Here is a 24,961-nt window from a genome sequence, read left to right on the forward strand (position 1 = left end):
AAAATCTAACCCACCAACACCCACTTCCCATATCACAGCGCCTTGCCGATGCCCTCGCTCGCCAGCGCCTGGAAGGCGGCCTCCTTCGCGATCGCCATCAGCCCCGAGAAACGCGAGCGGAGCGGACGCGGCTCGGCTCCTGGGGAGTCCGCGGTGAAGTAGATGTCCGTGGTGCTGCTCACCGCGGGCTGGGCCGGCGCCAGCGCGGCCGCCACCTCCACCTCGATGCGCGCCTCCTCCACGGCCTCGGCCTCGCTGTCCGGGGCGTACTCGTCCTGGCTCTCGTCGAGCACCTCGACCACCACCGTCCTGTCCGCCCGGAACTCCACGTCCTCGAAGCCCGGCACCACCACCGGCCCCGTGGGCAGCGGCTCGCCGATCGCCTCCTCCAGCTCCCGCAGGGCCTCCACCGCCGTGAGCTCCTCCGCCGCCCGCTCCAGCAGCTCCGCGTCCAGCTCCGCTTCCCCGGCCTCGGAAGGCCCGGCGGCGGACGAGGGCTCGCGCGGCTCCATCGGCTCCTCGACGAAGGCCCGCGCCTCCGCGGAAGCCGGTGCCTCGGCGGGCGAGGGCGGCGGCGTGACAGTCCTGGCGGCCGTCTCGCGCACCTCCGTCCGGGACGCAGCCTCCCGGGTGTCCCCGGTGGCCGTCTTCCGGGCTCCGGCGGCAGCGGCCGTCTCGGGCGTGGCGGTCTTCCCCTTGGGCGTCTCCGCCTTCTTCCCCCGGGCCTCGGCCTTCGCCCGAGCCTCCTTCACTGGCTTGGGGGCCGGCTTCGACTCCGCCCGCTTCGACTCCACGGGCTTCGGCGCGGCGGCCTTCTCCTTCGCGGCGGGCGCCTTCTGCGCCGCCTTGGCCGCAGGGGCCTTCTTCGCGGCGGGCGGCGTGGCGGGGGCCTTCTTCGGCTCCGGCGTGGTGGCCGCCGTGCTGGCCGCCTTGGGCTCCGAGGGACGCTGCGCGGCGCCCCGCTGGAAGGGATCGTTCCCGAGCACTCCCTTGGCCATGATCAATTCCTCCGCATCGCCGCCACGGCGTCCCGGGCGTGGAACATGGGAATGAAGCCGAGCTCCTCTTCGGCCCGCTCGCCGTCGGCGACCCATCCGTAATGCATGTAGTCGAGCAGCGCGGTGGGGAATCCCGGCCCCCCCAACGAGGTCATCGTCTTCAGGGCCGCACGGTAGAGCGGTCCGGGAAGGGGGAGCGGCTGCGCGCCCGCCTGGCGGATGAGCCCCGAGAGCGGCAGCACCCCCCGCCCCACGATATTGAACTCGCCCTCGGCGTTGGCGCTCATCGCCTGGTACAGCGCCCGGGCGGCGTCCTCCTCGTGGAGCGCCTGCCAGAGCGGATCGAACCCCAGCAGCGTGGGCACCACGCGGTGGGCCAGCATACGGGTGGCCGGGTTGTCCATGCGCGGGCCGAACAGCGGCGCGAAGCGCAGGACGATGACGCGCGTCTCCGGGTGGCGCTCGCGGTAGGTGCGCACCTGCCGCTCCACCTCGACCTTGTCGGTGACGAAGCGGCTGCCCGGGCAGCCCATGAGCGGCGTCTCCTCGTCCAGCAGGGCGGGGTTCTGGCCGCGCGCCCCGTAGAGCGCCGTCAACGAGGGAACAATCAACCGTGGCACCCGGGCGCGCCCCGCCGCGCTCAGCACGTTCATCGTGCCGATGACCTCGAGCTCGTGGGCCAGGGAGCCATCGCGCACCGGCCCATGCAGGAAGGCCAGGTGGTAGAAGACGTCCACGGGCAGCTCGGCGAGCGCGTCGGACAGCTCGCCCTCGGCGTCGTGCCGCGTGAGGTCCACGCGATGGAAATCCACCTTGTCCCCGGCCGGCTTGGCCACGTCGAGGACCAGGATGCTCTCCACGTCGGGGTCTCGCTCCAGCAGTGGCAGCAGCAGCCGGCCCATGTCACCAGCCGCGCCCGTCACCGCCACGCGAAGCCCCCCCTTGCTCGCCTGAGTTGCTTCCATACGGAAGGGGGCGTGATAGCTCAGAAGCCCCACGTTGTCAGCCGCGACGCGTCAGGATTGCTGGCCAACTTCTCACGTCCTGCGCATGATGTGACCTCCCATGGCACGTATCGCCCGTCTCAGTGATGTCCTCGTCAACAAGATCGCCGCCGGCGAGGTGGTGGAACGTCCCGCCTCCGTCGTGAAGGAGCTGGTGGAGAATTCCATCGACGCCGGCTCGCGCACGGTGCGCGTGGCGCTGGAGAAGGGAGGGCTGGGGCGCATCACCATCTCGGACGATGGGCAGGGCATGGGGCCCGAGGACGCGCGGCTGTGCCTGGAGCGCCACGCCACCAGCAAGCTGCGCGAGCTGGAGGATCTGTTCACCATCAGCACCAAGGGCTTCCGGGGCGAGGCGCTTCCGGCGATTGCCTCCGTGTCGCGCTTCACCCTGCACACGGCCGAGCCCGGGGCGCAGGTGGGCACGCGGGTGGTGGTGGAGGGGGGCGGCGAGCCGCGGGTGGAGGAGGCGCCGCCGCGGGTGGGCACGGTCATCTCGGTGGAGGATTTGTTCTTCAACACTCCGGCGCGGCGCAAGTTCATGAAGCGCGAGTCCACGGAGCTGCAGCACGCGGAGGAGGCGGTCATCCGGCTGGCGCTGGCGCACCCGGACGTGGGCTTCTTCGTGGAGCACGGGGGCCAGCAGCTCTTCACCAGCCCGGCGAGCCCCGGGGACGCGCGCGAGCGCATCGCCGCGGCGCTGGGGCCGGGGGTGCACCCGCACCTGGTGCCGGTGGAGGAGCGGCGGCTGGGGGTGAGCGTCACCGGGCACATCGCCTCGCCCGAGTACACGCTGCCCAACGCGCGCGGCATCTACACCTTCGTCAACCGCCGCTACATCCGGGACCGGGGCCTCAACAGCGCGATTCAGCGTGCCTTCCAGGAGTTCCTCGCGGCGGGGCGCCAGCCGGTGGTGGTGCTCTTCATCGACGTGGACCCGCGGGCGGTGGACGTGAACGTGCACCCGCAGAAGCAGGAGGTGCGCTTCGCGGACGCCAAGGGCGTGGGGGACACGGTACACGCGGCCCTCTCCCGCGCGCTCCGGGCCGCGCCCTGGCTGGGCAACAAGGGGGAGGGTGGGGGACTCGAGCCGCCCCGTCAGGCCGCGCACTACGCCATGGCGGTGGAGCGCTTCCTCACCCGAGCCCAGGAGGCCACGTGGGGCGCGCCGCTGCCGCTGCCGGGCACCCAGGACGCGCCCGCGCCCATGCCCGGGGCCTCGGAGTCCCTCTTCGGCGCCATGCCGCCTGTGCCCGGCTCCTCCTTCGCGCCCACCACGCCGCTGCTGCCGGGGCGCTCGCCCGCCTTCGGCCAGGCACTGCCCCAGCTCAACGAGGCCCCGCCCCCGGGCTACTTCGGCGCGCTGCGGCCCATGGGCGTGCTCGGCGAGCGCTTCCACGTCTGCGAGGGGCCGGGCGGCACGTTGGTGGTGCTCGACGCCCACGCGGCCCTGGAGCGGGCGCGGTTGATGACCTTCCAGCGGATGCTCGGGCGCGAGGAGCCGCCGGTGCCCACGCTCTTCGGCGCCACGGTGGAGCTGCCCGTGTCGGTGGCCAAGGCGCTGGTGGAGGGGCGCGAGGCGCTCGCCCGCCTGGGGCTGGAGGTGGAGCCCTTCGGTGGGACGACGCTCGCCCTCAAGGCGGTGCCGCCCGCGCTGGTGGGGGCGGATGCCCGGGCGCTGCTGGAGGCCCTGGCGCGGGCGCTGCCTCCGCCCGGCGCGGCGCTCGACGCGGTGTCCCTGGCCGAGGCCCTCCGGGTGCTGGCCTGCCACGCCGCGCGCCATGCCGAGGGCCAGCTCACGGACGGCAAGCTGCGCGCGCTGCTCGGCGAGCTGGACGCGGCCGACTTCCACCCCTCGTGCATCCACGGCACCGTGGTGGTGCTCGAGGTGCCGCTGCTGGAGCTGGAGCGGCGCGCGCTGCGGCCTCCCGGCTCGAGAATTTGACCTCCGAGGGCTCGCTGCTACGGTGCGCCACCTGCCTGTAGCCCCCCCCCGGGCGGACTGACGCGAGGAGAGCGCATGCGCGGCGTGATCACCCTGCGGGACGTGCTGGCCAACCTGGGCCTGGTCCGCCGGGAGTTCGGCTCGGCCTGCGTGGTGCGGTGCCTGCTCGCCGCGCTGTCCCGCCGCCGCACCACCTTCCTCGAAGTCGCGCTGCGCCTGAAGGACTCCTGAACGATGCGCCGTCTCGTCCTGCTCTCCGTCCTCCTCGCCGCCGCGAGCGCCTCCGCACAGGACGACTACGACGACGAGCTCGCGCCGCTCAACGGGGTGGGCCGGCTCACCATCCAGGGCGGTTGGCGGCTGTCCCCCAACGGCACCTTCTACGACAGCTTCTACACGCTGCCCGACTACCAGGGTGTCACCCGGGCCCCCGTCTCCCCGGGAGGCCCCTTCCTGGCGGGCTCCTTCGGCTACGCCATCACCGACGTCATCGAGCTGGGGATCGATCTCTTCGCCACCGGGGAGCAGCTGCGGCTCACGGGCGCGCCCACGCTCACCAACGTCACCTACGGGGCGCTGGTGGGGCTGCGCTTCCAGACGCTGCTGGATGTCCTCACCCCCGAGGGCGTGGTGCCCTTCGTGGGCTTCGCGCTCGGACCCACGCTGATGTATTCGCAGGCCGAGGGCGTGGGCCAACGCGAGCTCCTCACCCAGGCCTGGGCGGGCACCGTGGGAGCGACCTTCCGGTTCTCCGCCAGCTGGGGGCTCACCGCCGAGTACCGCCTGGCCTTCGCGCGCGGCCAGAGCGCCTTCGCCAACCGCCCCGAGTTCTCGGGTCTCTCCTCGTTCAACGGGGGAGGGAACTGGTTCGCGCTCGGGGTGACGTACCTGTGGCCGCCGGATCCGAGCCGGCCATTCACTTCACCGTAAGCAAGGGCTTGCCTCCCCGGCCCCTTGGCCCCAAAGAATGCACCGGAAATTCCTGGGGGCTCGGGGCCTGTTTCCGGGGCCGACACACGAACAGGTGTGACAGTCCACGAACCGCCCAGGGAGCCCCTGACGATGCGCGAAGAGGCCGAAATTCTTTCCGGGCCCAATAGGAAGATGTCCATGGCTGCTGCTGCTGAGTCGAAGCCCGAGCAAAACAAGGAACTGAGCGAGATCCGTAAGGAGGTCATCGAGGCCCGCAACCTCGTGATCAAGACGGACAGCCTGCTGAAGAACCTCCATGCCGAAGTGAAGTCGATCGGCAAGCGTCACGAGGATCTCCAGAAGAAGGCGTGGATCTCCTCGGGCGTGGCGTACGCCATCTTCGCGGCGCTGTGCGTGGCGGGCGCGGTGGTGGTGACGTCGGCGCGCAGCTCCAACGCGGGCGCCGAGCGCGAGCGGCTGGAGAAGACGGTGGCCGAGCTGACCACGCAGCTGGACAAGGCGCGCGTGGAGCAGACGGCGGTGGCCAACGCGCAGCGCCAGGCGGGCGAGGTCTTCCGGCTGATGACGACGCTGCCGGGCGACGAGCGGCTCAAGGGCGTGGACGAGCTGGTGAAGCTGGACACCTCGAAGCTGACGGCGCTGGAGCGCAACGCGCTGACGGACAAGGCGACGCAGCTGCGGCGGGAGATTGGCGACGCGGCGTTCGAGCGCGGCAAGTCGGCCTTCCGGCGCAACGAGATGAAGACGACGATCGAGGAGATGTCGCGCTTCGTGGCGATGAACCCGCCGCAGGATCAGCTGCTGGACGCGTCGTTCTTCCTGGGCGTGGCGTACAACATGGAGAAGAAGCACGAGCAGGCGGTGCCGCTGCTGGCGCGCTTCGTGGACGGGGACAAGAAGGCGAAGACGCGCGACTACGCCATGCTGCTGCTGGCGCAGTCCTACCAGGAGACGAACCAGCTGGATAAGGCGCTGTCGACGGCGCAGGACGCGCTGGGGGCGTACCCGGCGAGCGAGTTCGCCCCGCAGCTGCGTGGCCGTTCGGCCACGGTGCGCCGGCTGAAGGCCGGTGGGACCGAGGCGGCTCCTGCTCCGGCTCCGCAGCAAGCGGCTCCGGCGGCGGCGCAGCCCGCGGCGCCGGCTCCGGCCCCCGCGACGCAGCCCGCGCCCGCTCCGGCGCACTGAGAGTCGAGCGCAACTCCCCGCGAGGGTATCGAGGGCCCGGGTTCCAATCCCCGGGCCCTTTTGCTTTTACGGCGAGCCCGCCGGCCACACGGGAGCGTCCGAGAGCTCCGAGGGCCACACCGTGCCCCGGTTGCCCGGAATCTCGCGGCCGGTGGGGTCGGTGACGAAGTTGCCCACGTCGCCGAAGGCGCGCTCGGCATTCACCTGGCCGTCGCGCTGGCGCAGGGGCTCGACGGAAGCACCGCGCCGGACCGCGACCACTTCATGCGGCCCCGGACGCAGGTCCACCAGGGCGCCCTTGCGAGCGGCGTCGAGCAACTGCTGCTCGTTGCCGATGGGGTCGGCCACGGTCTTGGCCTTGAGCGTCCACACGAGCAGGCTGGTGGGCTCGCGGCCGGCGAAGGCGTGCTCGAGCAGATCCTTGCTGCCGAAGAACTGCTTGCCGATGTCGTTCTGGTTCACCGGCCCGGCCATGAGACAGATGCCGCCGAGGAGATCACACCCCTCGGGGATCTCCGTGGAGCCGGCCACTTCGGCGACGAGCGCACTGCGCGCCGCGCCCGCGCCGAAGGCCCGCACCGCGTGGGCGAAGGACAACCCCGCGGTCTCGACCTCGCGGCGGGAGAGCCCTCCGACGTAGATGCGCTGCCCCGCGAGCGCGAAGGCCTTGCGCCCGCGAGCACTGTTGCGAGAGAGCGCCCGCCCGAGCGCCAGGTCCGCCCACAGCGGCAGCCGGGAGATGAGCGTGTCGGTGACCCGCTCCAGCTCCTCGCGGACCGAGCGCAGCCGCTCCTTGCCGTGGGGCGTGAGCACGTCGATGCGCTCGAGCAGCACCAGCTCCTTCGCCCGCTCGCGGGGCAGGCCGGTGAAGCGGGCGAAGGCATTGTAGGCCGCGCGGCCCGCCTGCACGGTCAGCTCCTCGGGTACGTCCATGGGCTGCCGGGCCTGGTAGGGCACGGGAGCACTCTGCTCGGCGTTGACGCCGGGCTGGATGCGCTCGCTGCGCAGGGCCACGAGCGCCGCGCCGAGGCGCCGGGCCGTGGAGCGCTCCAGCGGAACGCGCTCCTCCTCGGAGACAGCGCCCACCTGGGCCACGAGCGAGATGCGCCAGCCCGCCGAGCGCTCGGCTGGAGTGAGGCCCACGAGCGCCTCCAATTCGCGCAGGGCGGCGGGGTCCTGGGGCTGATCGAAGGGCTCGAGGAAGACCTGGGCGCGCCGGGAGCCGGCCGAGGCGATGACGGAGGCGCGCTCCATGGCATCGGCGAGGACGCCGAGGTGCAACTCCTTGAGGTAGCCGATGGTGGGGATGTCATCGGCGTGGCGGAAGCGCTTGGCCCAGGCGCGCAGCGGCACGGTGACGAGGCTGGCCAGCGGCTTGTGGCCCACGAAGGTGAGCAGGAAGGTGAAGGGGGTGCGGTAGGGACGCGCGAGGACGACGTGGGTGAAGGCGGCGCCGTCGAGCACGGGCGCCTCCTTGCGGCCGATGCGCCGGAGCAGGGAGGCGGCGCGCTCGGAGTCGGCGGGGCCGAGCAGCACCTCGCGCTGGCCGCGGAAGTTGGTGGACTGGCGCGCCGAGAGCACGCCGAGCGAACACTCCTCGAAGAGCTCGCGCTCGGTGGGGGCGGGGCCGGGGACGAAGCGGGTGGGGCGCGGCAGCGCGAGCAGCGAGAGCAGCGTGCTGGCCTCCTCACGCGAGAGCGAGACGCGCGTGCGGTAGCCGATGGGGGAGGGCGACTCGAGCGACTCGGGGAGGTGATAGCGGGTGCGCTTCTCGCCGGGGGCGGCGAAGCGGGCGTCGCGGCGGACGCGGGATTCAGAAGGGGGGGCGGGGATCGTCACCAGCTCGAGCGGCTTGCTGGTGGACAGCTCCTCGACATGGATGGGCTTCCTCATGGCGCGCGAAGAGTGCCAGGGGCGGGAGCGGGTTGTCGCGCTCCCCCTTCTGGCGCCCTGCGTCATGACGCCAGGCTATTCGCCCTCCCGGGTCTCCGGGCATGCTCGCCGCGGCGGCCATCCCGGCCACCCGAAGGGAGCCCGATGTTCCAGGTCGACGGACGCAGCGTGGTGAAGCTCGGAGCGGAGGACGTGCCGGCCCTTCGGGGGCTGGTCGAGCGCTGTCACGCCTTCATGACGCTCGTCTACGGCGCCGTGGAGCCCGATGCCGCGGAGCAGCTCCTGGAAGGCCTCCCTCCGGACAAGACGCTCGAGGACAAGTTCGCCCTCGGCCTGTACGCGGACGGGACGAAGGAGCTGCTCGGCGTGCTCGATGCCGTCCGCGGCTTTCCCGAGCCCGACGAGTGGATCATCGGCATGCTCCTGATCGACCCGGATCACCGCCGCGCCGGGCTCGGGGCGCGCTTCGTCACCGTGTTCGAGCAGTGGGTGCGTGGCCAGGGGGCCTCGGGCATCCGGCTCGTCGTGCAGGAGCAGAACCCGGACGCGCTCCGCTTCTGGCAGAAGCAGGGCTACGAGGTCACCGGCATGACGCTCCAGCAGACGCCCCGGCGGCAGAACCTCATCCAGCTGCTGCACAAGTCTTTGGCCTCCCCGGCGCCGGGCGCTTCGTGAAGAATGGCCGCATGTCCATGCAAGGCAAGACGATCATCATCACGGGGGCCTCGTTCGGAATCGGAGCGGAGCTCGCCGCCATGCTCGCGGCGCGGGGGGCGAACCTGGTGCTCGCGGCGCGGAGCGAGGAGTCGCTCGGCGAGGTGAAGCAGCGGTGCGAGAAGGCGGGAGCAAAGGCCATCACCGTGGCCACGGATGTCACGGACCCGGAGGCGTGCCGGCGCATGGTCGAGCGCGCCATGGAGACCTTCGGGGGCATCGACATGCTCGTGAACAACGCGGGCACGTCCATGTGGGCGCGCTTCGAGGACATCACCGACCTCACGCTCTACGAGCGCCTGATGCGCGTGAACTACCTGGGGGCCGTCTACTGCACCCACTACGCGCTGCCGCACATCAAGGCGCGCAAGGGGCTGCTGGTGGCAGTCTCCTCGCTCTCCGGGAAGACCGGAGTGCCCCTCCGGACCGCCTACGCCGCGAGCAAGCACGCCATGCAGGGGTTCTTCGACTCGCTGCGCGTGGAGCTGCTCGGCACGGGAGTGGATGTGCTCATCGTGTCGCCCGGGTTCGTCGCCACGGACATCCGCGCGCGGGCGCTCGGCCCGGACGGTAAACCCGTCCAGGAGAGCAAGCGCGACGAGGAGCGCGACACCATGGATGTGCACACCTGTGTGGCCCAAATAGTCCGGGCCATCGAGCGCCGCGATCGCGAGCTGGTGATGACGGCCCGGGCCAAGGTGGGCATGTTCCTCAAGCTCGTGGCCCCCGGGCTGGTGGACCGCATCGCCTTGCGGGCCATGCGTGAGAAGGGCTCCTGAGCCTCACCCCGGCGATCCGTCGTGCGACCTCTGGGATTCGCCGAGCTGAGGCACCCCTTGTGACACAGCACACCCCTGCCCAAACGCCTACTCGGCGCGGACCCAGTACTGGGTGCGCCCGAGGAGTGCCATGCCGATGTAGCCGCGGACCTTCAGCTTCTTGCCGCCGTCCTCGACGGCGATCTTGCACTTGTAGGTCTTGCCATTGGCCGGGTCGAGGATCGTGCCACCCGACCACTCATCGTCGTCCTTCTCGAGGTTGCGCAGGATGACCATCCCGAGGATGGGCTGGTTCTTCAGCGCCCCCTCGCACTTGTCGCAGACCGGATTCTGCTCCTCGTTGGGCTCGCGGTAGAGCTTCTCGATCTTCCCGAACAGCTTGCCGCCCTCTTCGTAGATGGTGATGACGGACTTCGGCTTCTTCGTCTCGTCGTCAATGGTGGTCCAGCGCCCCACCGCTTTCGGCGCCTGGGCCAGGGCGCTCGTGGCGAACAGCAGGGTCAGCGTGGCCAGTCCAAACCAACGGGTTGCAGTCATTCTGAGATCCTCAGGCGCTGGGAGTCACATGCCGCGAGGGGCCGTGCGCCGCGGTAACGTCCCCTCCACGTTCCGTCCGAACTCAGCGGCTGAGCCTACCCCCAGAGCGGAAGCACCCAAAGTCCTCCTTTTCTCCACGAAAGAAACCCGGGCCATGGGACCCCAGGCCCTTCGGACTGACGGGCCGTGCCCGCTCGCTTAAGATGCCTGGTCATTCCAGAGCACGTCTTGGTGCCCAGCTCTCACCCTGCTTCGCGAGTCACCCGTATGCGCATCTCTTCCGCCCTCTCCCCGCTGTCCCTGCTTCTCCTTGTCACCGCGTGTGGCCCGACCTCCCTCGAGGATGCGCAACGCCAGGCCACTGATGCGGCCTGCGACTACTACGAGGAGTGTGAGGAGATCGGCTCCGGCGAGGGCCAGCAGTTCCAGGACCGGGACGAGTGTGAGGTGAAGTCCCGCGATTTCTTCCAGGCCGCGTGGACGGCGAATAACTGCCCCGCCATCAACGAGAAGGGGCTCGACACGTGCCTGGAGCGCATCCGCACCACGTCCTGCACGAGCGGGTCGGACTTCTTCAACACCGTGTTCATCGTCTGTGGCACGGGCTCGGTCTGCCAGGACGCCGAGGACTGAGCGCGCGGGCGGTTGCCCGGAAAATCCCGTCGCGGGTCCAAGCTCACGAACGCCGCAGGGACGAGGGAGGCGCGTCGTGAGGAAGCATCTGTTCACCGGGGTGTCAATGCTGGGGTTCGCCGCCGCTCCCGAGGCAACCAGGCGTTCGCCCCGACGGTGGGAACTACCCCGGGGGCAGCGAGTCGTGGGAGTCCACCCGCGGCACGCCCGCGTCACGAATCCGCGCCGGAGATGGAGCCGGGCGGGCTGCTGTTAGGATGCGAACGCCACAGGGGGCCTCATGAAATCCACCATGTCTTGGGTGGGCTGCGCCGTCGCGCTGCTCGCCTCACCCGTCTTCGCGTCGTCTCCCGCCGCTTCTCCGGCAACGGCGCCCGTCGCCCCCGCCAGTGCCCAGCAGGCCTCGCTCGATCCCAGCCGGATCGCGGCCCACCTGGAAGCGGAGCTGACCGGGGCCATCCAGTCCGTCGAGAGCCACGGCGCCCGGCTGGAATCCGCCCTCCAGGCCAGCGCGCAGGACACGTCCAAGGGCAGCGTGCTCGCCTCGGAGGTCCAGGCCCTCCGGGCCGCGCTCCCGGGGCTCGTTCGTGACAACCCGCACCTCTTCGAGGAGTTCCTCGGAGATCTCCAGACGTTCGAGCAGCTCGGCGGATCGCTCGCGGACGAGAGCGATGCGGCGAAGCGGCGCGAGCACCTGGGCGTGCTGCCGATGCAGGGGCCGGGAGTGACCGCGCGGCTGCTCGCGCACCTGCGCATGGGCATCATCCGGTTCGGCAACCGGGTCGGCGCCCCCCCGGCGCTCGTCGTCTCCGGCGGTGTCAGCCTGGGCTCGTACCAGGCGGGCTTCCTCTACTACTACACGCTCTTCCTCCATGACCGTGCCCGGGTGCTGCGCGCCATTCCTCCCGAGCACCGCACGGCGCTGATGGCGCTCGGGCTCGAGCTGCCCGAGGATCCTCCCAGCGGCTTCACCATCGTCACCGGTGCGTCGGCCGGCTCGGTGAATGCGTTGCTCTCGGCGTACACGGGCTGCCGCGAGCCGGAGCGCACCCCGGGCAAGAGCCTCTTCTTCCAGACGTGGAACACGCTCGCGCTCGAGTCGCTGCTGGAGCCGGGGAGCGTGGGGCTCGACCATGCCTTCTCGTCCAAGCCCATCACCCAGGCCATGGAGCGCCTCAAGAACCTGGATGCGGACGGCTGGAGGCACTGCCGTTTCTCCCTCGGCGCGACGACCACCCGCCTCCAGAGCCGGGAGATCGATCTCTCCCAGGCCGCCAACCTCCACCCCCGCACGGGCGAGCCGCTGCGCCTGGCGCGCTACACCGAGAAGTTCCTGCTCACCGCCCAGGGCGAGCCCGGCAAGGCTCCCGCGTTCTGCGCCTTCCCGGGGTGCGATGGCCAGCCGCCGTCCGGCGCGTTCTACCCCCGGCTCGCGCAGCCCGAGGGCAGCTCCATTCCCCTCGACAACGTCTTCAACATGGTGGCCGCCTCGGGAGCGTTTCCCACCGCCTTCGAGCCGCGCGTCATTCCCCACCGCTACTTCGATTCGGCGAAGGGCCAGTGGGTGGATGACACCACGACCCGGTTCGCCGATGGCGGCATCTTCAACAACAACCCCCTGGACCTGGCGCTGCGCATGTCCCAGTGGGAGAAAGCGGGCCTGCGCGGAAGCCACCGCTTCCTCTACTTCGATCCGAACGCCGTGGACTGGAAGTGGTCTCCCGAGGAGCAGCATCCCTGGGCGGGCCCGGGCCTGCTGTCCACCTTCGAGAACCTGCTGACGGGCTTCGCCGACACGGCGATGCGTGCCCAGCTCATGGACACGCTGGAGGCCGAGCCGGACGTGCGCGAGCGCATCGACGTGCCCATCCGCCACGCGCCGCTGGCGGGCGAGTACCTGCTCGCGATGAGCGCGTTCCTCGACGAGGACTTCCGCACCTTCGACTTCCACCGGGGCATGGTGGACGCCTGGCGCTTCGTGGCGAAGGAGTCCGACACGCGCATCCTGTTCGACGAGCTGGCCCACGCCAACCCCGAGGCGCCTCCCACGACGGTGGAGGTGGACTCGCCCCTCTTCGAGTGCTTCCTCGCCTTCGAGCAGTCCAAGGCCGACGAGCCGGCGGCGCTGCCCGCGTGCGGCCAGCTCCATGGGGAGGACAGCCGCAACATCCTGTCCCTCATGGCCGTCACGCGGAAGATGGGCAAGGACCCCTCGCTCTCGCAGAGCAACAAGTTCGAGCGCTTCACCCAGGCGCTCGCGGAGCGGGGCTATGTGTTCCGCTCGGGCCTGCTCCAGGGGCAGCGCGCCACCGCGCTCCAGGACAAGTTCCGTCAGGTCTTCGGGGACGCGGTGACGGAGATGAATCACCAGCAGCCGTCCTCGCAGCAGCTGGGCTTCGAGGTGGGCACCAAGCTCGCGCTGGACAGCGCCATCGCGTACCAGCCGGTGCCGTTCTACACGCTCGTGGGGGTCACCTCGGGCGGCCTCGAGTTGGCCATCTCGCCGTCGCTGAGGCACTGGAACGAGAAGGAGCTGCGGCTGCGCTCGGGCCTGCGCGTGGCCTACGGTGAGTCGGCGCGGTTCTCGGGCGGCGTCAGCCCTCCGGCGGTCAGCACGGCGGCGTACGTCAGTGGCGTCTTCGGCTTTGGCCTCCCGCCCCTGCGGTTCGAGTTGGGCGCGGGCCTGCTCACCGAGGCCTCCTATGTCCCCGAGACGGAGAAATGGGTGGCGCTGCGCTTCGCGGCGGAAGGTGCCTTGATGCTCGTGGCCGCCGAGCACCTGGAGATCAGCTTCCGTCCCCGGCTCTACCTGGACGGAGGCCGCGCGAGCGGGCCCCTGCACGTGACCACCACCCAATCCGCCGACGCGCCCCAGAAGTTCGAAGCGGTAGGCCTGTTGCTCGGCGTGGGCTGGCGTTTCTAGGTGACGGAACGCCTGGGGTCCTGTCACCCGGGCGTTGCCACGCGGGGCCGGGGGTCGTAAGACGGGCCCGTGTCCGAGCCCGATCCCCGGAAAGATCCCCGTTTCCGTCCCTTCCGAGCCGCCGCCTATGGCGTCTACATCGCCGTGGTGACGGCCTTCTGCCTGGCGATCACCATCAGCGTGACGCGCTCGGTGGCGGCGATGACGCCGGAGCGCAAGCCCGCGGCGGAGCCGGTGCTGTCCTACCGCGAGTGCCTCGACGGAGCGGACAAGCTGTGGTCCGAGCTGGAGAGCGAGCGCGAGAAGCTGGTGCGCACCTCGCCGGCGAGCAAGGTGGACCAGCAGTGGATGGACTTCCGCACCGTCTGGCTGCGGCGGCTGAGCGACCAGGAGGCGCAGTGCGCGCTCGAGTCGCGCGACCGCACGAGCCTCAAGGAGGTGTACCGCCGGCTGGAGGAGGTGCAGGACCTCTACACCATCCACGCGGTGCAGTACGCGGGCGAGGTGGGCGGTGCGGTGGACGCGCTGCGCGGGGCCTTCTCGGCGGCGCGGAAGAACCCCGCCGCCGGCCGCTTCTGAGCGCTTGCGTCAGCTGCCGCGGAAGGCCGGTTTGCCGCTGGCCTTGGGGCCCTGATGGAGCCGCGCGTGCAGCGTGTCCGTCACCAGGAACCAGAACTGGACGTTGCCGAAGCTGAGGATGTCGCCGTCCTTGAGGGTGGCCTCGCGGGTGGCGAGCGAGGCGCCGTTGAGGAAGGTGCCATTGGTGGAGCCGAGGTCCTTCACGGAGCAGCGGCCCTGGGGCTCGTTCCAGTTGAGCACGGCGTGACGCTTGGACACGGAGGCGTCGTCGAGGAACAGGTCACAGTCGGGCAGGCGGCCCACGCTCAGCTCCTCCATGCGCTCGAGCGGGGGGAGGGTGGTGATGAGCAGCTCCTCGAACTCGAAGAGGAGCGAGAGCATGCCCCGCTCGATGTCCGCGGGAGCGGCGACGCGGGTGGGCTCGAGCACGGCGGACACGGGCCGGCCGGGCGTGCGTTGGATGAGGACGAAGGGGCCGAGCTGACGGCGGAAGGCCCCGGTGGACAGTGACGCTCCGAGCGAGCGCAATTCCTGGATGGACAGCACGGCGCGGCAGCATGCCAGAAAGAAGCACGGCGGGCCCTACGAGCGTGTAGCGGGCTGTCGCGGGTGCGACGGACGGGTTTCGTTGACCGGGTAGTCAAAGCTCCCCTACAGTTTCCCTTTCGGCCCGCTCGCCGCCATCGTCGTGGGTGGCGGGGCGGGCCGCGGCGTTCACCTTTTGCAGTGAGAAGGAGCAGTGGAGATGAGCGAGAGCGGGAACATTCCGATGACCCCCTCGGGTCTGCGGAAGCTGAAGGCGGAGCTGAAGCACCTTCAGTCCGTCGAGCGCGGGAAGATCTCCAGGGAGATCGAAGTGGCGCGCGCGCACGGGGACCTGCGCGAGAACGCCGAGTACCACGCGGCCAAGGAGAAGCAGTCCCACATCGAGGGCCGCATCCTGGACCTGAACGACTGGATTGCGCGGGCGGAGGTCATCGACCCGAGCAAGCTGGGCGGGGACAAGGTGGTGTTCGGGGCGACCGTGGACCTGCTGGACGTGGAGACCGACAAGACGGTCACGTACCGGCTGGTGGGCGAGCTCGAGGCGGATCTGAAGAAGCGGTGGATTGCCGTGACGTCGCCGGTGGCGCGGGCGCTGATTGGCAAGAAGGTGGGCGACGTCGCGACGGTGCAGAGCCCGGGCGGCGTGCGCGAGTACGAGCTTCAGGAGGTCCGTTTCGAGGACCCCGAGCCGGACGCGGCGCCGGAGAGCTGAGCGGCCTCGAAAGGGGTAGCCGAGCGGGGGAGTGGGCGGAAGCTCGCTCCCCTGTGTCGTTTGGGTGGGCGGAGACAGGGGAGCGACTTAGGATGAACCGTTCGGAATCCACCTGTGAACCACCCGCTCGCCAGCCTCGTCGGACCCCTGAAATACGCCTGCCGGAGTGACTTCGCCCATCTGTCCACGGTGAAGGACCTGCGGAGTCTGTTGGAGCGCGCGCTCGCGGGGGCGTCGGGAGTAGACGGCGAGGCGCTGAAACAACTGCGTTCAGCGTTGCCGCACGTGGACCATCCGGAGCAGGAGCGGCGCAAGGCGGCGCTGCGCCGGGTCCTCGCGGGACTGAAGCTGAGCGGAGTGCAGCTGCCGGAGGAACTGGCGCAGGTCGCGACGCCGGTGCCCCCTCCCGCGGCCAGTGGACCCAACACCCCGACCGTGCCCCCCACCCCTCGCCCTCCGGGAGAGGGACGGGGTGAGGGTAGCGAGGGCCGAGGGTTGAACCCGCGCCCTCGAGCAGAGGAACGGGTGGACGTTCACGCTGAGCGAGTCCCGGAGTGGAAGTCGAGGGCTCCAATCCCGGGGCCACCGGGAAGCCGGACCGCGACACCGGCGATGCCACGCCATCCCGAGAACCCCATGGCCCGCCCTGTCTCCGCGCTGCCCACGCGCAAGAGCGCGGCACCGTCGCCAGCGGCACTCGCGAAGCCCGCGCCACCCCCGGAGGACAAGCCGAAGTCAGCGGGGAAGCGGAAGAAGAAGGCGGCGAAGGGGCAGGAGGAGTCGAGGGCGGAGGCGAAGCTGTTGTCGATCGCGCCGCGTTCGGGGCCACTGGCCATCCCGCTGAAGACGATGGGCAAGAAGCTGGGCCCGAGGCTGATCGCGGCGCTGAACAAGAAGGGGCTGAGGAAGGTCGGGGACATCCTGTTCCTGCTGCCGCGCTGTTACGAGGATCGGCGCAGGCTACAGACGATCGCCGAGCTGATGCCTGGGGAGCGCGGCGTCACGGTAGGCGAAGTGAAGCTGGCGGACTTCGTGCCGAGCCGGACGGGGAAGCGCTATTTCCGGGCGGTGGTGGCGGATCGCTCGGGGAGCATCGCGGCGACGTACTTCAACGCGGGCCCGTGGCTGAAGGCGCGCTTTCCGGTGGGCAAGAAGCTGGTGCTCTCGGGCGAGGTGCGCGCGTCGTTGTCGGGGCGCGAGATGGCGCATCCAGAGATCGAACCGGCGGAGGACCTCGAGAGCTCCTCGGTGCACTTCAACCGGATCGTCCCGGTGTACCCGGGCTTCGAGCGCGGCGATCAACGGATGTTCCGCGAGCTGGCCTCGATCGTGAGCGAGTCCTACGCGAACCACGTGGAGGAGCCGCTGCCGGAGTCCCTGCGCCGGAAGCTGGAGCTGATGTCGCTGCCGGAGGCGCTGCGCTCCATCCACTTCCCGCCGGGGGACGCGGATACGGAGATGCTGGACCGGCACCTGAGCCCGGCGCACCGGCGGCTGGCGTTCGACGAGCTCTTCTTCCTTCAGCTCGGGATGGGGCTGAAGCGGCAGGGGGTGAAGACGGAGAAGGGCATCACCTTCGATGTCTCGGCGCCGCGGCTCGACAAGGCACGGGGCGCATTGCCCTTCCAGCTCACGGGAGCGCAGAAGAAGGTCATCGAGGAGATTGCCCAGGACATGGGCCGCGCCGAGCCGATGAACCGGCTGGTGCAGGGAGACGTGGGCTCGGGGAAGACGGCGGTGGCGGTGGTGGCGTCGCTGCTGGCGTTGCAGGACGGCTACCAGGTGGCGGTGATGGCGCCCACGGAGATCCTGGCCGAGCAGCACGAGCGCACGTTCCGCAAGCTGCTGGAGCCGCTGGGCTACAAGGTCGGGCTGTTGAGCGCGGCGGGGACGGCGAAGCGCAAGCGCGAGGTGCGCGAGGCGGTGGCGCGAGGCGAAATCCACCTGGCGGTGGGCACGCACGCGCTCATCCAGGGGGACGTGAGCTTCGAGAAGCTGGGCTTCGTGGTGATCGACGAGCAGCACCGGTTCGGCGTGTTGCAGCGGCACACGCTGATGAGCAAGGGCGTGTCGCCGGACGTGCTGGTGATGACGGCGACGCCGATTCCGCGCACGCTGGCGATGACGCTCTACGGGGACCTGGACGTGTCGATCATCGACGAGCTGCCGCCGGGGCGCACGCCGGTGAAGACGCGGGTCTTCAACGACAAGCAGCGGGCGCGCGTGTACGAGGCGGTGGCGTCCGAGGTGCAGAAGGGCCACCAGGCGTACGTGGTGTACCCGCTGGTGGAGGAGTCGGAGAAGCTGGACCTGGAGGACGCGACGCGCGGGGCGGACAAGCTGCGGCAGGTGTTCCCGGGCGTGGAGGTGGGGCTGCTCCACGGGCGGATGAAGTCCGAGGAGAAGGACTTCGTGATGGACGCGTTCCGGGCCGGGACGGTCCAACTGCTCGTGTGCACCACGGTGGTGGAGGTGGGCGTGGACGTGCCCAACGCGTCGGTGATGGTGATCGAATCCGCCGAGCGCTTCGGCCTCTCGCAGTTGCACCAGCTGCGCGGACGCGTGGGCCGCGGCGCGGCGGTGAGCCACTGCTACCTGGTGGCGAACCTCGCGCGCTCGTCGATGGATTCCTCGGAGCGGCTGGGGGTGATGGAGCACAGCAGTGACGGCTTCGTCATCGCCCAGAAGGACCTGGAGATCCGCGGCCCCGGCGAGTTCCTCGGCACGCGCCAGAGCGGCATGCCGGAGCTGGCGGTGGCCAACCTCGCGCGGGACGGAGATCTGCTGTCGCTGGCCCAGCAGGAGGCGCGGCGCATTCTGGCGATGGATCCCCGGCTCGCGGCGCCCGAGCACCAGGGGCTGGTGAAGGCGCTCGAGGAGCGCTGGGAAGGCCGGCTGTCGCTCGCCCGGGTGGGATAGGGCGCGCGTCGTTGGGCGGAAACCCGGACCCACGACATGAAAACGGCGGCCCCCGGGAAGGAGGCCGCCGTTCGTGTTACCGGACGAGGGGGCTCACTTCGCGGTGAGCTTCCCCACGGCCACGTCGATGGGGCCGAGCGTGCCGGACTCGGACAGCGAGTGGGCCTTGGTCACGGCGAGCCGGACCGCGCCCGTGGGCAGCGTGGGACCGGTCTTCAGGTCCACCGCCACCGACAGCACCGCGCCCGTGGAGGACGCGGCCGGAGCGGCGGTGCCCTTCTGGAACACGCCCAGGGACAGGTCGCTGTCCTTGACGGTGCTCCGGAAGAGTTGCGGACCGCTGCCCAGGTCGAACACGTGGTTGAGCGCGTACTCGGAATCACCCGAGGCCAGCTTCGCCCAGCTCGCGCGGGGCGCGTCGGCGATGAGGCTCAGGTCCACGCCGCGGCTCTTCGCACCGGCGGGAGCCACCAGGTCCAGCACGAGGCGGTTGGTTGTGGACAGCCCGGTGTTCTTGACGAGCTTCCAGCCGTTGCCCGCCGGGTCCTCGTAGGTGATGCCCGACGAGGCGGCCGGCACGGTGACGACGGCGGAGGCCTGCTTCGTGCGATTCGCCGTGTTGGTGGCCACCACCGTGAAGCGGCCGGCGGCCGCGGGAGCGGTGTAGATGCCGGTCTTGGTGATGGAGCCCCGGCTGTCGCCACCACCCACGGACCAGGACACGTCCTTGCGGGTGGTGCCCGTCACGGTGGCCGAGAACGTCTGCTCGGCGCGCGCGGTGAGCGTCACGGCGGCGGGGGTGAGGGTGATCACCACGTCCCGCACCGTGAGCTCGACGGAGGCCCTCTTGGTCGGGTCCGTCACGCTGGTGGCGGTGACGGTGAAGGTGCCCTTCTTGTCCGGGGCCGTGTAGACGCCGTCGGGGGAGACCTCGCCGTTCTCCAGCCCGGCCACGGTCCACATCACGTCGGGGCTGGGAGCGCCCGTGACCTCGACGGAGAGGGCGGTGGTGGCGCCCTGGTCGAGCGTCGTGTCCGTCGCGGAGACCTTCACGGCCACCTGGCTCACCGTCACCTGGGCGGTGGCCTTCTTGGCTGGATCGGCCACGCTGGTGGCCACGACGGTGAAGGTGCCGCCGCTGGTGGGCGCCGTGTACACGCCCGCGTTGGTGATGGTGCCGTGGTCGTCACCGCCCTCCACGGACCAGTTCACCGCCTTGTTGCCGGCGGTGCCCGTCACCGAGGCGGAGAAGGACACGCTGCCCGTGGTGTAGGTGCTCTGATCGCCCGGGACGATGACCACGTCCACGGGGGTGACCGTGAGGGTGGAGATGGCCGTCTTCGAGGGATCGGCCACGCTGGTGGCGATGACGGTATAGGTGCCGCTCTGGGTGGGGGCCGTGTACACGCCCGTGGGGGTGATGGTGCCGTTGGCGTCGCCGCCTCGCACCGACCAGGTCACCGTCGAGTCGCCGCGCGTGCCCGCCACCGAGGCGTAGAGCACGATGCTGCCCGCGGACGGCACGTTCTGCGAGCCCGGGGTGATGGTCACCGCCACGGGGCGCACGGTGACGGTGACGGAGGCCTTCTTCGCGGGATCGGCGGCGCTGGTGGCCACGACGGTATAGGTGCCCTCCTTCGCGGGCGGCGTGTAGATGCCCGAGGAGGTGATGGTGCCGTTGGCCTCACCGCCCTCCACGGCCCAGTCCACCGCCGCGTCGCTGGAGCCCGCCACGCTGGCGGAGAACGCCACCGTTTCGCCCTGATCCACCGTCGGGCTCGTCGGCTCGACGGTGACGGGCATCACCGGCTCGACGGTGATGGTGGCCTTGTCCGTCTTCGAGCTGTCGAAGGCGTTGATGGCCACCACCGTGTACGTGCCCTGCTTCGCAGGCGCGGTGTAGACGCCCGAGGAGGTGATGGTGCCGCTGTCGTCCCCGCCCTCCACGGACCAGATGATGCGCGTCTGCTCGGCATCCTGGACGGAGGCGGTAAGGGTCGTCTTCTCTCCGGCCTTCACGGTGACGCTCTTGGGCGAGACGGTCACCGGTCCAGCGTTGGGATCGCCGCACGCGACGAGCGTTCCGAGCAGCAGCGGAACAATGAGCTTGATCAACGTTTTCATGGGTTACCGTCCGAACTGGCTGACGAAGAGGGTGACGTCGTTGTCGTTCACGGCACTATCGGCGTCGAGGTCCGCGGCCGTGCTGTAACCGGCCTCGCTCGAGCCGCTGCCGTACGACTGGGCAATCAGGCCCATGTCCTCACCGTCCACGACGCCATCGCCGTTGATGTCGCCGGTGTAGACGATGACGGTGGCCGTGGCGCTCGTGCCCTTGCTCGCGTTGCTGATGGCGACGACGCGGCAGGTGCCGGCCTTGGACGACGCCGTGTAGGCGCCGGTGTTGGTGACGGAGCCGCATGGCTCGCCGTCCTTCACGGCCCAGCTCACCGACGTGTCGGCCGCGTTCTCCACGCTCGCGGAGAAGCTGGCCGAGCCGCCCACCGCCACCACCACGCGCGCCGGCGAGAGGGTGAGGTAGGGCGCCGTGAAGATGAGAGGGGTGGTCGCCTCGCCAAAGTTGCCGGCCTCGTCGTACGCCACCGCCTTCACCGTGTGCGCGCCCTCGGTCAGCAGGGTGGCCTTGTAGGAGACCGTGAAGGGTGCCGACCAGGCCTGGCCCACGAAGGCGCCGTCCACGTAGTACTCCACGTGGGTGATGCGCGTGTCGTCATGGGCGGTGGCCTCGAGCGTGTAGTTCTCGAACACGCCCGACGCGGTGACGCTGTCGACCACCGGCGCGCTCGTGTCGTTCGTCGTGGCGTTGCGGGTGTCGAAGTCCACCTTGACCGTGGCGGTATTGCCCGCCGTGTCCACCGCGTCGACCGTCAGCGTGTGGGTGCCGTTGGTCAGGCCGGAGGAGTCGAACGGCACCGCGTAGCGGCCTTTGGGGTCGGGGCGCATGGCCACCCCGCTGCCGTCCACGGAGAACCGCAGGCTGGACGTCCACACGTTGTCGCTCACGGTGGCGTTGAGCTGGAGGGTGCCGGAGGAGCCATCCACCGACGCGGTGAGCGCGGGCTTGACGGTGTCCGGCGTGCTCGTGGTGAAGAGCGTCACGTCGTCGAGGAACATCTCCGTGTCGGCGCCGCGCGGCATCGGCTCGGTCATGTCGGCCTCGAAGACGAGCTGGATCGTCTGTCCCTTGTAGGCGCTCAGGTCGAAGCGGCGCTCGAGGTACTCGCCGTCGGTGACGTCCAGGTTCGAATACGTCCGCAGCGTCTTCTCCGCGCCGCTGGCGTCCCGCACCCTGGCGGTGAGGGTGTGGTGCACCTCCCCATCGAAGAAGGCGTCGCTGTAGATGCGCAGCCAGAAGCTGTAGATGGCCGAGGTGCTGTCCGCCGGGATGGCGACGCTCTGGCTCACGGTGGAGGTGTGGGGTCCCGCGTAGGCCCAGAGGAGAAGGAAGTTCGTACCCGCGTGGGCGAACCTGGCGTCGGGGTAGGCGAACACCCCGCCGGGCATGTCGGTGGAAATGGCCCAGTCGGCCGGATCCTCGCCGCGCAGCTCCTCGAAGCCCGGGTTGAGCACGAGCTGCTGGCGGTGGACGTCCACGTAGAACGTCACGGGGGCCGAGTCGCCCACGTTGCCGGCCGAGTCCACGGCGCGGGCCACGACGGTGTGCACGCCGTTGCTCAGCGACGCCGCGTCGAGCGCCAGGGCGAACGACGGGGCCGAGGTGCCCCGGGACGTGCCATCGACGAAGAACTCGACGGAGGCCACGTGGCCGTTGTCCATCACGTCCGCGAAGAGGCCCACCTGGCTGTCCGTCACCACGGCGCTGGCCGTCACGGCCGGGGCCTCGGTGTCGGCGTACTCCTCGCTGACGCGCAGCGAGAAGTCGTCCACCTTGAAGCTGGTGGCGGTCTCCGGCACGTCGTCCTCGTAGCCCTCCAGGTAGATGCGGATCGTCTGTCCCGCGTAGGCGCTCAGGTCGAAGCTGCGCTGCACCCAGCCGAGCGTCGCGTCCAGGTTGGACCAGGTGGCCAGCGTCTCCAGCACCGCGCCCGAGGTGTCGCGCACCTGCACCACGACGTAGTCGTGCACCTCGGGGCCCGTCTCGGTGGTGGTGAGGTTGAGGTAGAAGCTCAGCGAGGTGCGCTGCGCGGAGGCCGGAATGGTGACGTCCTGGTACAGGTTGTCCCGGTGCACGGTGCCGTCGCCGTAGCCGTTGAGCCACGTGAAGCCCACGCCCGTGCGCGCCCCGTCGGCGGGGTAGTTGATGTTGCCGCGGGGATCGGCCTCCCAGCCCTCACCACCGGCCTCGAAGCCCGGATCCTTCAGGAGCTGCGCGAAGGTGTGGGCCACGTTGAAGGTGACGGGGGTGGACGAGGCCGTGTTGCCGGCCTTGTCGAAGGCCACCGCCACCAGCTGGTGCGTGCCATTGGAGAACGGGGTGATGTCGAGCGAGCCCTCATAGGGCATCGAGGTGTCCGTCGCCACGCGGGCGCCGTCCACGTAGAAGTCCACGCGCGTGACGCCCACGTCGTCCGAGGCCGTGGCGTGCAGCTGGAGCACGGGCGCGCGGCCCGAGACGCCCGCGCTGACGGACGGCGGAGTCTTGTCGTCACGGGTGCCGGCCGAGTAGCCCACGTTGATGGCGGTGAAGGCGTTCTCCACCGCCCGGTACTCGGCGGACTGCGTGCCGAAGAGATCCTGCGCCGCCTTGAGGCTCGCCGTGCGGGCCGCCAGGTAGTTGGCCGAGGGGTACAGGTAGGCGGTGATGGCGCGGTACCAGATGGCCGCCGCCTTGTCGTTGCCGATGCCCGTCATGCCCGCGGGCAGGTACTCGCTGTTGACGTCGCTCTCCACGTCGAGCGGATCGGCGCCCTGGGACAGGAAGTAGTAGGCGCGGTTCATCGGGCCGCTGCTGAAGTGGACGTCGAGCTTCTCGAGGTCCGGGGACCACGCGTCCGCGCTGGAGCCGTCGTAGCTCGGCTTGAACATGTAGCGGAACGGGAAGAACGGGTTGAGATCCTCGCCGATCATCCAGTTGCCCTTGTCGCCATTGCCGATGGTGTCGCCGCGGCCATTGCGCACCCAGAACTCCGTCATGGTGCCGAAGATGTCGGAGTTGGACTCGTTGAGGCCGCCGGACTCACCCGAGTAGATGAGGTCGGCCGTGCGGGACATGACGCCGTGGCTCAGCTCGTGGCCCGTGACGTCCAGCGACGTGACGGACTTGCTTCCGCCGAAGACGTTGCCCACGCTGAAGGAGCCGTCGCCGTAGCTCATGCAGAAGCAGCTGTCGCTCCAGAAGGCGTTGTCGTAGTAGCTGTCGATGTGCACCCGGTTGTAGGTGGGCGTGCCCGCGTCATCGACGCCGAACCGGCCGTGGATGCGCTGGTAGTAGTCCCACGTCATCTGCAGGCCGAAGTGCGCGTCCACGGCGGCCGTCTGGCCGTTGTCGTCGAGCGTGGGCCCGTCGGGGATGTAGTCCTGGCCGTCGCCCCAGGTGTTGTCGTCGTCGAGGTAGGCGGTGAGCGTGGGATCGCTGTCACGCTCCGAGGCGTGGTTCACGTCGAAGGTGCGCAGGCCCTCGCCGTAGGTGCGCGTCGTGTCACGCAGCTCGAAGGTGCCGTCGGGGCGCTGCCAGGTGTTGATCTGCACCCGGCCGCTGTACTGGGAGAGGCCCTGGCCCACGGCGGCCACGGTCTCCAGCGACTTCCACTTCTTCAGCTGCTCGCCCGTGCGCGCGTCGAGGATGAAGTCCGTGTGGACGACGCCGTCCTTGGGGTTGTCCAGCTCGGTGTGCACGTGCCAGGCGAGCCGGTAGCCCGTCACCTGCTCCTGGAAGTCCGCCGCGTTCTGCTTCTTGAGGGGCTTGTCCGGCGCGAGGTTCACCCGGCGCGTCTCCGGGTAGATGATGAGCTCGGCGGTCGGCTCGGTGCCGAACGGGCCCGTGGGCATGACGTCGATCGTCGCCAGGGAGATGGCGCCCGCCATGTCCAGCACCGGCTGGGTGCCCACGCGGATGCCCGTGCGCAGGCCGTCCGTCGTCGCCGGCAGGCTCAGCCCCGAGGCATTCAGGTGGGTGATGGCCCGGGCGCCCCACACCGGCACGCCCTGGTGGAGCTGCTGGAAGTGGGCGTGGGTCTGGCCGAAGCGATCCGTCTGCGCGTGGGCCAGCTGGAAGTCATCCCGCTCGTTCAGCCCGAGGCTGGACTTCTGGGTCCGCAGGGCGGCGAGGGAGGTGGCCACCCGCGAGAGCTCCCGGGCCTGGAGCTGGGTCACGGCGGTGGGGGACAAGGGGGTGAGTCTTTCACCCGCCAGGGATGGGCTCGCCGCCAGGAGCGCGGCGAGGAGCAGAGGCCAGCGAGGCCACGGCATGGACATGGATTCACTCCACCAGACTGCGTCGAGGGGAGACATGGCCGGCCACCGCCACCCGTCACCGGGCACCAGCGCCGACAGAGACACGCTCCGCTGATGCTCGAAGAGTCCGGGCCAGCGACGATCAGGGGTTCTTCCCCTGGACTTTCGCCATCAGCACAGCGGACCCGGACTATAGGCAAATGAACCCTTGATTGAAACGGCGCGGACCCCGCCACCCACGAGTCGGCCACACGCGCGGAAAAAACCGGAGTTCCCCTCGGAACGC

18 protein-coding genes are annotated in these 24,961 nt (G+C 70.1%); 11 read left to right on the forward strand and 7 right to left on the reverse strand.

Features of this window, described 5'->3' with window-relative positions:
* Positions 1 to 32: 32 nt before the first annotated feature.
* Both ACJ8AN_RS11370 and ACJ8AN_RS11375 read right to left on the reverse strand, forming a co-directional pair.
* Positions 33 to 998, reverse strand: coding sequence for a hypothetical protein (locus ACJ8AN_RS11370; protein ID WP_407755314.1), 966 nt, complete (start codon positions 996 to 998; stop codon positions 33 to 35).
* A 2-nt stretch (positions 999 to 1,000) separates the two neighbouring features.
* Entirely contained in the window at positions 1,001 to 1,963 is a 963-nt protein-coding gene (locus tag ACJ8AN_RS11375) for an SDR family oxidoreductase (protein WP_407755315.1), read from the reverse strand.
* 100 nt (positions 1,964 to 2,063) lie between these two features.
* On the opposite strand from ACJ8AN_RS11375, the gene mutL reads away from it, so the two are divergent.
* The 4 genes from mutL (at position 2,064) to ACJ8AN_RS11395 (ending at position 6,065) form a co-directional block, all read left to right on the forward strand.
* Complete coding sequence (gene mutL, locus ACJ8AN_RS11380) at positions 2,064 to 3,947, forward strand: DNA mismatch repair endonuclease MutL (RefSeq protein WP_407755316.1); 1,884 nt, start codon at positions 2,064 to 2,066, stop codon at positions 3,945 to 3,947.
* A 75-nt stretch (positions 3,948 to 4,022) separates the two neighbouring features.
* Positions 4,023 to 4,178, forward strand: a complete 156-nt coding sequence (locus ACJ8AN_RS11385; protein WP_407755317.1) for a hypothetical protein — start codon at positions 4,023 to 4,025, stop codon at positions 4,176 to 4,178.
* Positions 4,179 to 4,181: 3 nt separating this feature from the next.
* Positions 4,182 to 4,877, forward strand: coding sequence for a hypothetical protein (locus ACJ8AN_RS11390; RefSeq protein WP_407755318.1), 696 nt, complete (start codon positions 4,182 to 4,184; stop codon positions 4,875 to 4,877).
* Between the two features lie 180 nt (positions 4,878 to 5,057).
* Positions 5,058 to 6,065, forward strand: a complete 1,008-nt coding sequence (locus ACJ8AN_RS11395) for a tetratricopeptide repeat protein (protein WP_407755319.1) — start codon at positions 5,058 to 5,060, stop codon at positions 6,063 to 6,065.
* Between the two features lie 66 nt (positions 6,066 to 6,131).
* Here the strand turns inward: ACJ8AN_RS11395 and ACJ8AN_RS11400 are convergent, their stop codons facing one another.
* Positions 6,132 to 7,958, reverse strand: a complete 1,827-nt coding sequence (locus ACJ8AN_RS11400) for a hypothetical protein (protein WP_407755320.1) — start codon at positions 7,956 to 7,958, stop codon at positions 6,132 to 6,134.
* 144 nt (positions 7,959 to 8,102) lie between these two features.
* Between ACJ8AN_RS11400 and ACJ8AN_RS11405 the strand changes: the two genes are divergently transcribed.
* Positions 8,103 to 8,633, forward strand: a complete 531-nt coding sequence (locus ACJ8AN_RS11405; protein WP_407755321.1) for a GNAT family N-acetyltransferase — start codon at positions 8,103 to 8,105, stop codon at positions 8,631 to 8,633.
* A 17-nt stretch (positions 8,634 to 8,650) separates the two neighbouring features.
* Entirely contained in the window at positions 8,651 to 9,451 is an 801-nt protein-coding gene (locus tag ACJ8AN_RS11410) for an SDR family oxidoreductase (protein WP_407755359.1), read from the forward strand.
* Positions 9,452 to 9,538: 87 nt separating this feature from the next.
* Here ACJ8AN_RS11410 and ACJ8AN_RS11415 read toward each other — a convergent pair whose 3' ends face one another.
* Positions 9,539 to 9,988: a DUF2147 domain-containing protein gene (locus ACJ8AN_RS11415; protein WP_407755322.1), complete on the reverse strand. Its 450-nt coding sequence runs from the start codon at positions 9,986 to 9,988 to the stop codon at positions 9,539 to 9,541.
* A gap of 267 nt (positions 9,989 to 10,255) precedes the next feature.
* On the opposite strand from ACJ8AN_RS11415, the gene ACJ8AN_RS11420 reads away from it, so the two are divergent.
* The 3 genes from ACJ8AN_RS11420 (at position 10,256) to ACJ8AN_RS11430 (ending at position 14,123) form a co-directional block, all read left to right on the forward strand.
* Entirely contained in the window at positions 10,256 to 10,621 is a 366-nt protein-coding gene (locus tag ACJ8AN_RS11420) for a DUF6184 family natural product biosynthesis lipoprotein (RefSeq protein WP_407755323.1), read from the forward strand.
* A 292-nt stretch (positions 10,622 to 10,913) separates the two neighbouring features.
* A complete protein-coding gene (locus ACJ8AN_RS11425) occupies positions 10,914 to 13,544 on the forward strand; it encodes a patatin-like phospholipase family protein (protein ID WP_407755324.1) in 2,631 nt (876 codons plus the stop codon).
* A gap of 69 nt (positions 13,545 to 13,613) precedes the next feature.
* Entirely contained in the window at positions 13,614 to 14,123 is a 510-nt protein-coding gene (locus tag ACJ8AN_RS11430; RefSeq protein ID WP_407755325.1) for a hypothetical protein, read from the forward strand.
* A 9-nt stretch (positions 14,124 to 14,132) separates the two neighbouring features.
* Here the strand turns inward: ACJ8AN_RS11430 and ACJ8AN_RS11435 are convergent, their stop codons facing one another.
* The gene (locus ACJ8AN_RS11435) at positions 14,133 to 14,669 is read right to left on the reverse strand and encodes an FHA domain-containing protein (RefSeq protein WP_407755326.1); all 537 of its coding nucleotides are present in this window, start codon (positions 14,667 to 14,669) and stop codon (positions 14,133 to 14,135) included.
* A gap of 199 nt (positions 14,670 to 14,868) precedes the next feature.
* Here ACJ8AN_RS11435 and greA point away from each other — a divergent pair, with 199 nt between their 5' ends.
* Together greA and recG are read left to right on the forward strand one after the other, a co-directional pair.
* Positions 14,869 to 15,381: a transcription elongation factor GreA gene (gene greA, locus ACJ8AN_RS11440; protein ID WP_407755327.1), complete on the forward strand. Its 513-nt coding sequence runs from the start codon at positions 14,869 to 14,871 to the stop codon at positions 15,379 to 15,381.
* Positions 15,382 to 15,579: 198 nt separating this feature from the next.
* Complete coding sequence (gene recG, locus ACJ8AN_RS11445) at positions 15,580 to 18,300, forward strand: ATP-dependent DNA helicase RecG (RefSeq protein WP_407755360.1); 2,721 nt, start codon at positions 15,580 to 15,582, stop codon at positions 18,298 to 18,300.
* 93 nt (positions 18,301 to 18,393) lie between these two features.
* Here recG and ACJ8AN_RS11450 read toward each other — a convergent pair whose 3' ends face one another.
* Together ACJ8AN_RS11450 and ACJ8AN_RS11455 are read right to left on the reverse strand one after the other, a co-directional pair.
* Positions 18,394 to 20,424 (reverse strand): hypothetical protein, encoded by a 2,031-nt coding sequence (locus ACJ8AN_RS11450; RefSeq protein WP_407755328.1) that lies wholly within the window; start codon positions 20,422 to 20,424, stop codon positions 18,394 to 18,396.
* Between the two features lie 3 nt (positions 20,425 to 20,427).
* A complete protein-coding gene (locus ACJ8AN_RS11455; RefSeq protein WP_407755329.1) occupies positions 20,428 to 24,609 on the reverse strand; it encodes a M4 family metallopeptidase in 4,182 nt (1,393 codons plus the stop codon).
* Between the last annotated feature and the right edge of the window lie 352 nt (positions 24,610 to 24,961).

The sequence above is a fragment of the Archangium sp. genome, from assembly GCF_045802675.1.
Taxonomy (GTDB): domain Bacteria; phylum Myxococcota; class Myxococcia; order Myxococcales; family Myxococcaceae; genus Archangium.

What these genes read in the sequence shown, in the direction of transcription:
- ACJ8AN_RS11370 (WP_407755314.1), bottom strand. Translation starts at nt 998, where the DNA reads ATGGCCAAGGGAGTGCTCGGGAACGATCCCTTCCAGCGGGGCGCCGCG.
- ACJ8AN_RS11375 (WP_407755315.1), bottom strand. Translation starts at nt 1,963, where the DNA reads ATGGAAGCAACTCAGGCGAGCAAGGGGGGGCTTCGCGTGGCGGTGACG.
- mutL (WP_407755316.1), top strand. Translation starts at nt 2,064, where the DNA reads ATGGCACGTATCGCCCGTCTCAGTGATGTCCTCGTCAACAAGATCGCC.
- ACJ8AN_RS11385 (WP_407755317.1), top strand. Translation starts at nt 4,023, where the DNA reads ATGCGCGGCGTGATCACCCTGCGGGACGTGCTGGCCAACCTGGGCCTG.
- ACJ8AN_RS11390 (WP_407755318.1), top strand. Translation starts at nt 4,182, where the DNA reads ATGCGCCGTCTCGTCCTGCTCTCCGTCCTCCTCGCCGCCGCGAGCGCC.
- ACJ8AN_RS11395 (WP_407755319.1), top strand. Translation starts at nt 5,058, where the DNA reads ATGGCTGCTGCTGCTGAGTCGAAGCCCGAGCAAAACAAGGAACTGAGC.
- ACJ8AN_RS11400 (WP_407755320.1), bottom strand. Translation starts at nt 7,958, where the DNA reads ATGAGGAAGCCCATCCATGTCGAGGAGCTGTCCACCAGCAAGCCGCTC.
- ACJ8AN_RS11405 (WP_407755321.1), top strand. Translation starts at nt 8,103, where the DNA reads ATGTTCCAGGTCGACGGACGCAGCGTGGTGAAGCTCGGAGCGGAGGAC.
- ACJ8AN_RS11410 (WP_407755359.1), top strand. Translation starts at nt 8,651, where the DNA reads ATGCAAGGCAAGACGATCATCATCACGGGGGCCTCGTTCGGAATCGGA.
- ACJ8AN_RS11415 (WP_407755322.1), bottom strand. Translation starts at nt 9,988, where the DNA reads ATGACTGCAACCCGTTGGTTTGGACTGGCCACGCTGACCCTGCTGTTC.
- ACJ8AN_RS11420 (WP_407755323.1), top strand. Translation starts at nt 10,256, where the DNA reads ATGCGCATCTCTTCCGCCCTCTCCCCGCTGTCCCTGCTTCTCCTTGTC.
- ACJ8AN_RS11425 (WP_407755324.1), top strand. Translation starts at nt 10,914, where the DNA reads ATGTCTTGGGTGGGCTGCGCCGTCGCGCTGCTCGCCTCACCCGTCTTC.
- greA (WP_407755327.1), top strand. Translation starts at nt 14,869, where the DNA reads ATGAGCGAGAGCGGGAACATTCCGATGACCCCCTCGGGTCTGCGGAAG.
- ACJ8AN_RS11450 (WP_407755328.1), bottom strand. Translation starts at nt 20,424, where the DNA reads ATGAAAACGTTGATCAAGCTCATTGTTCCGCTGCTGCTCGGAACGCTC.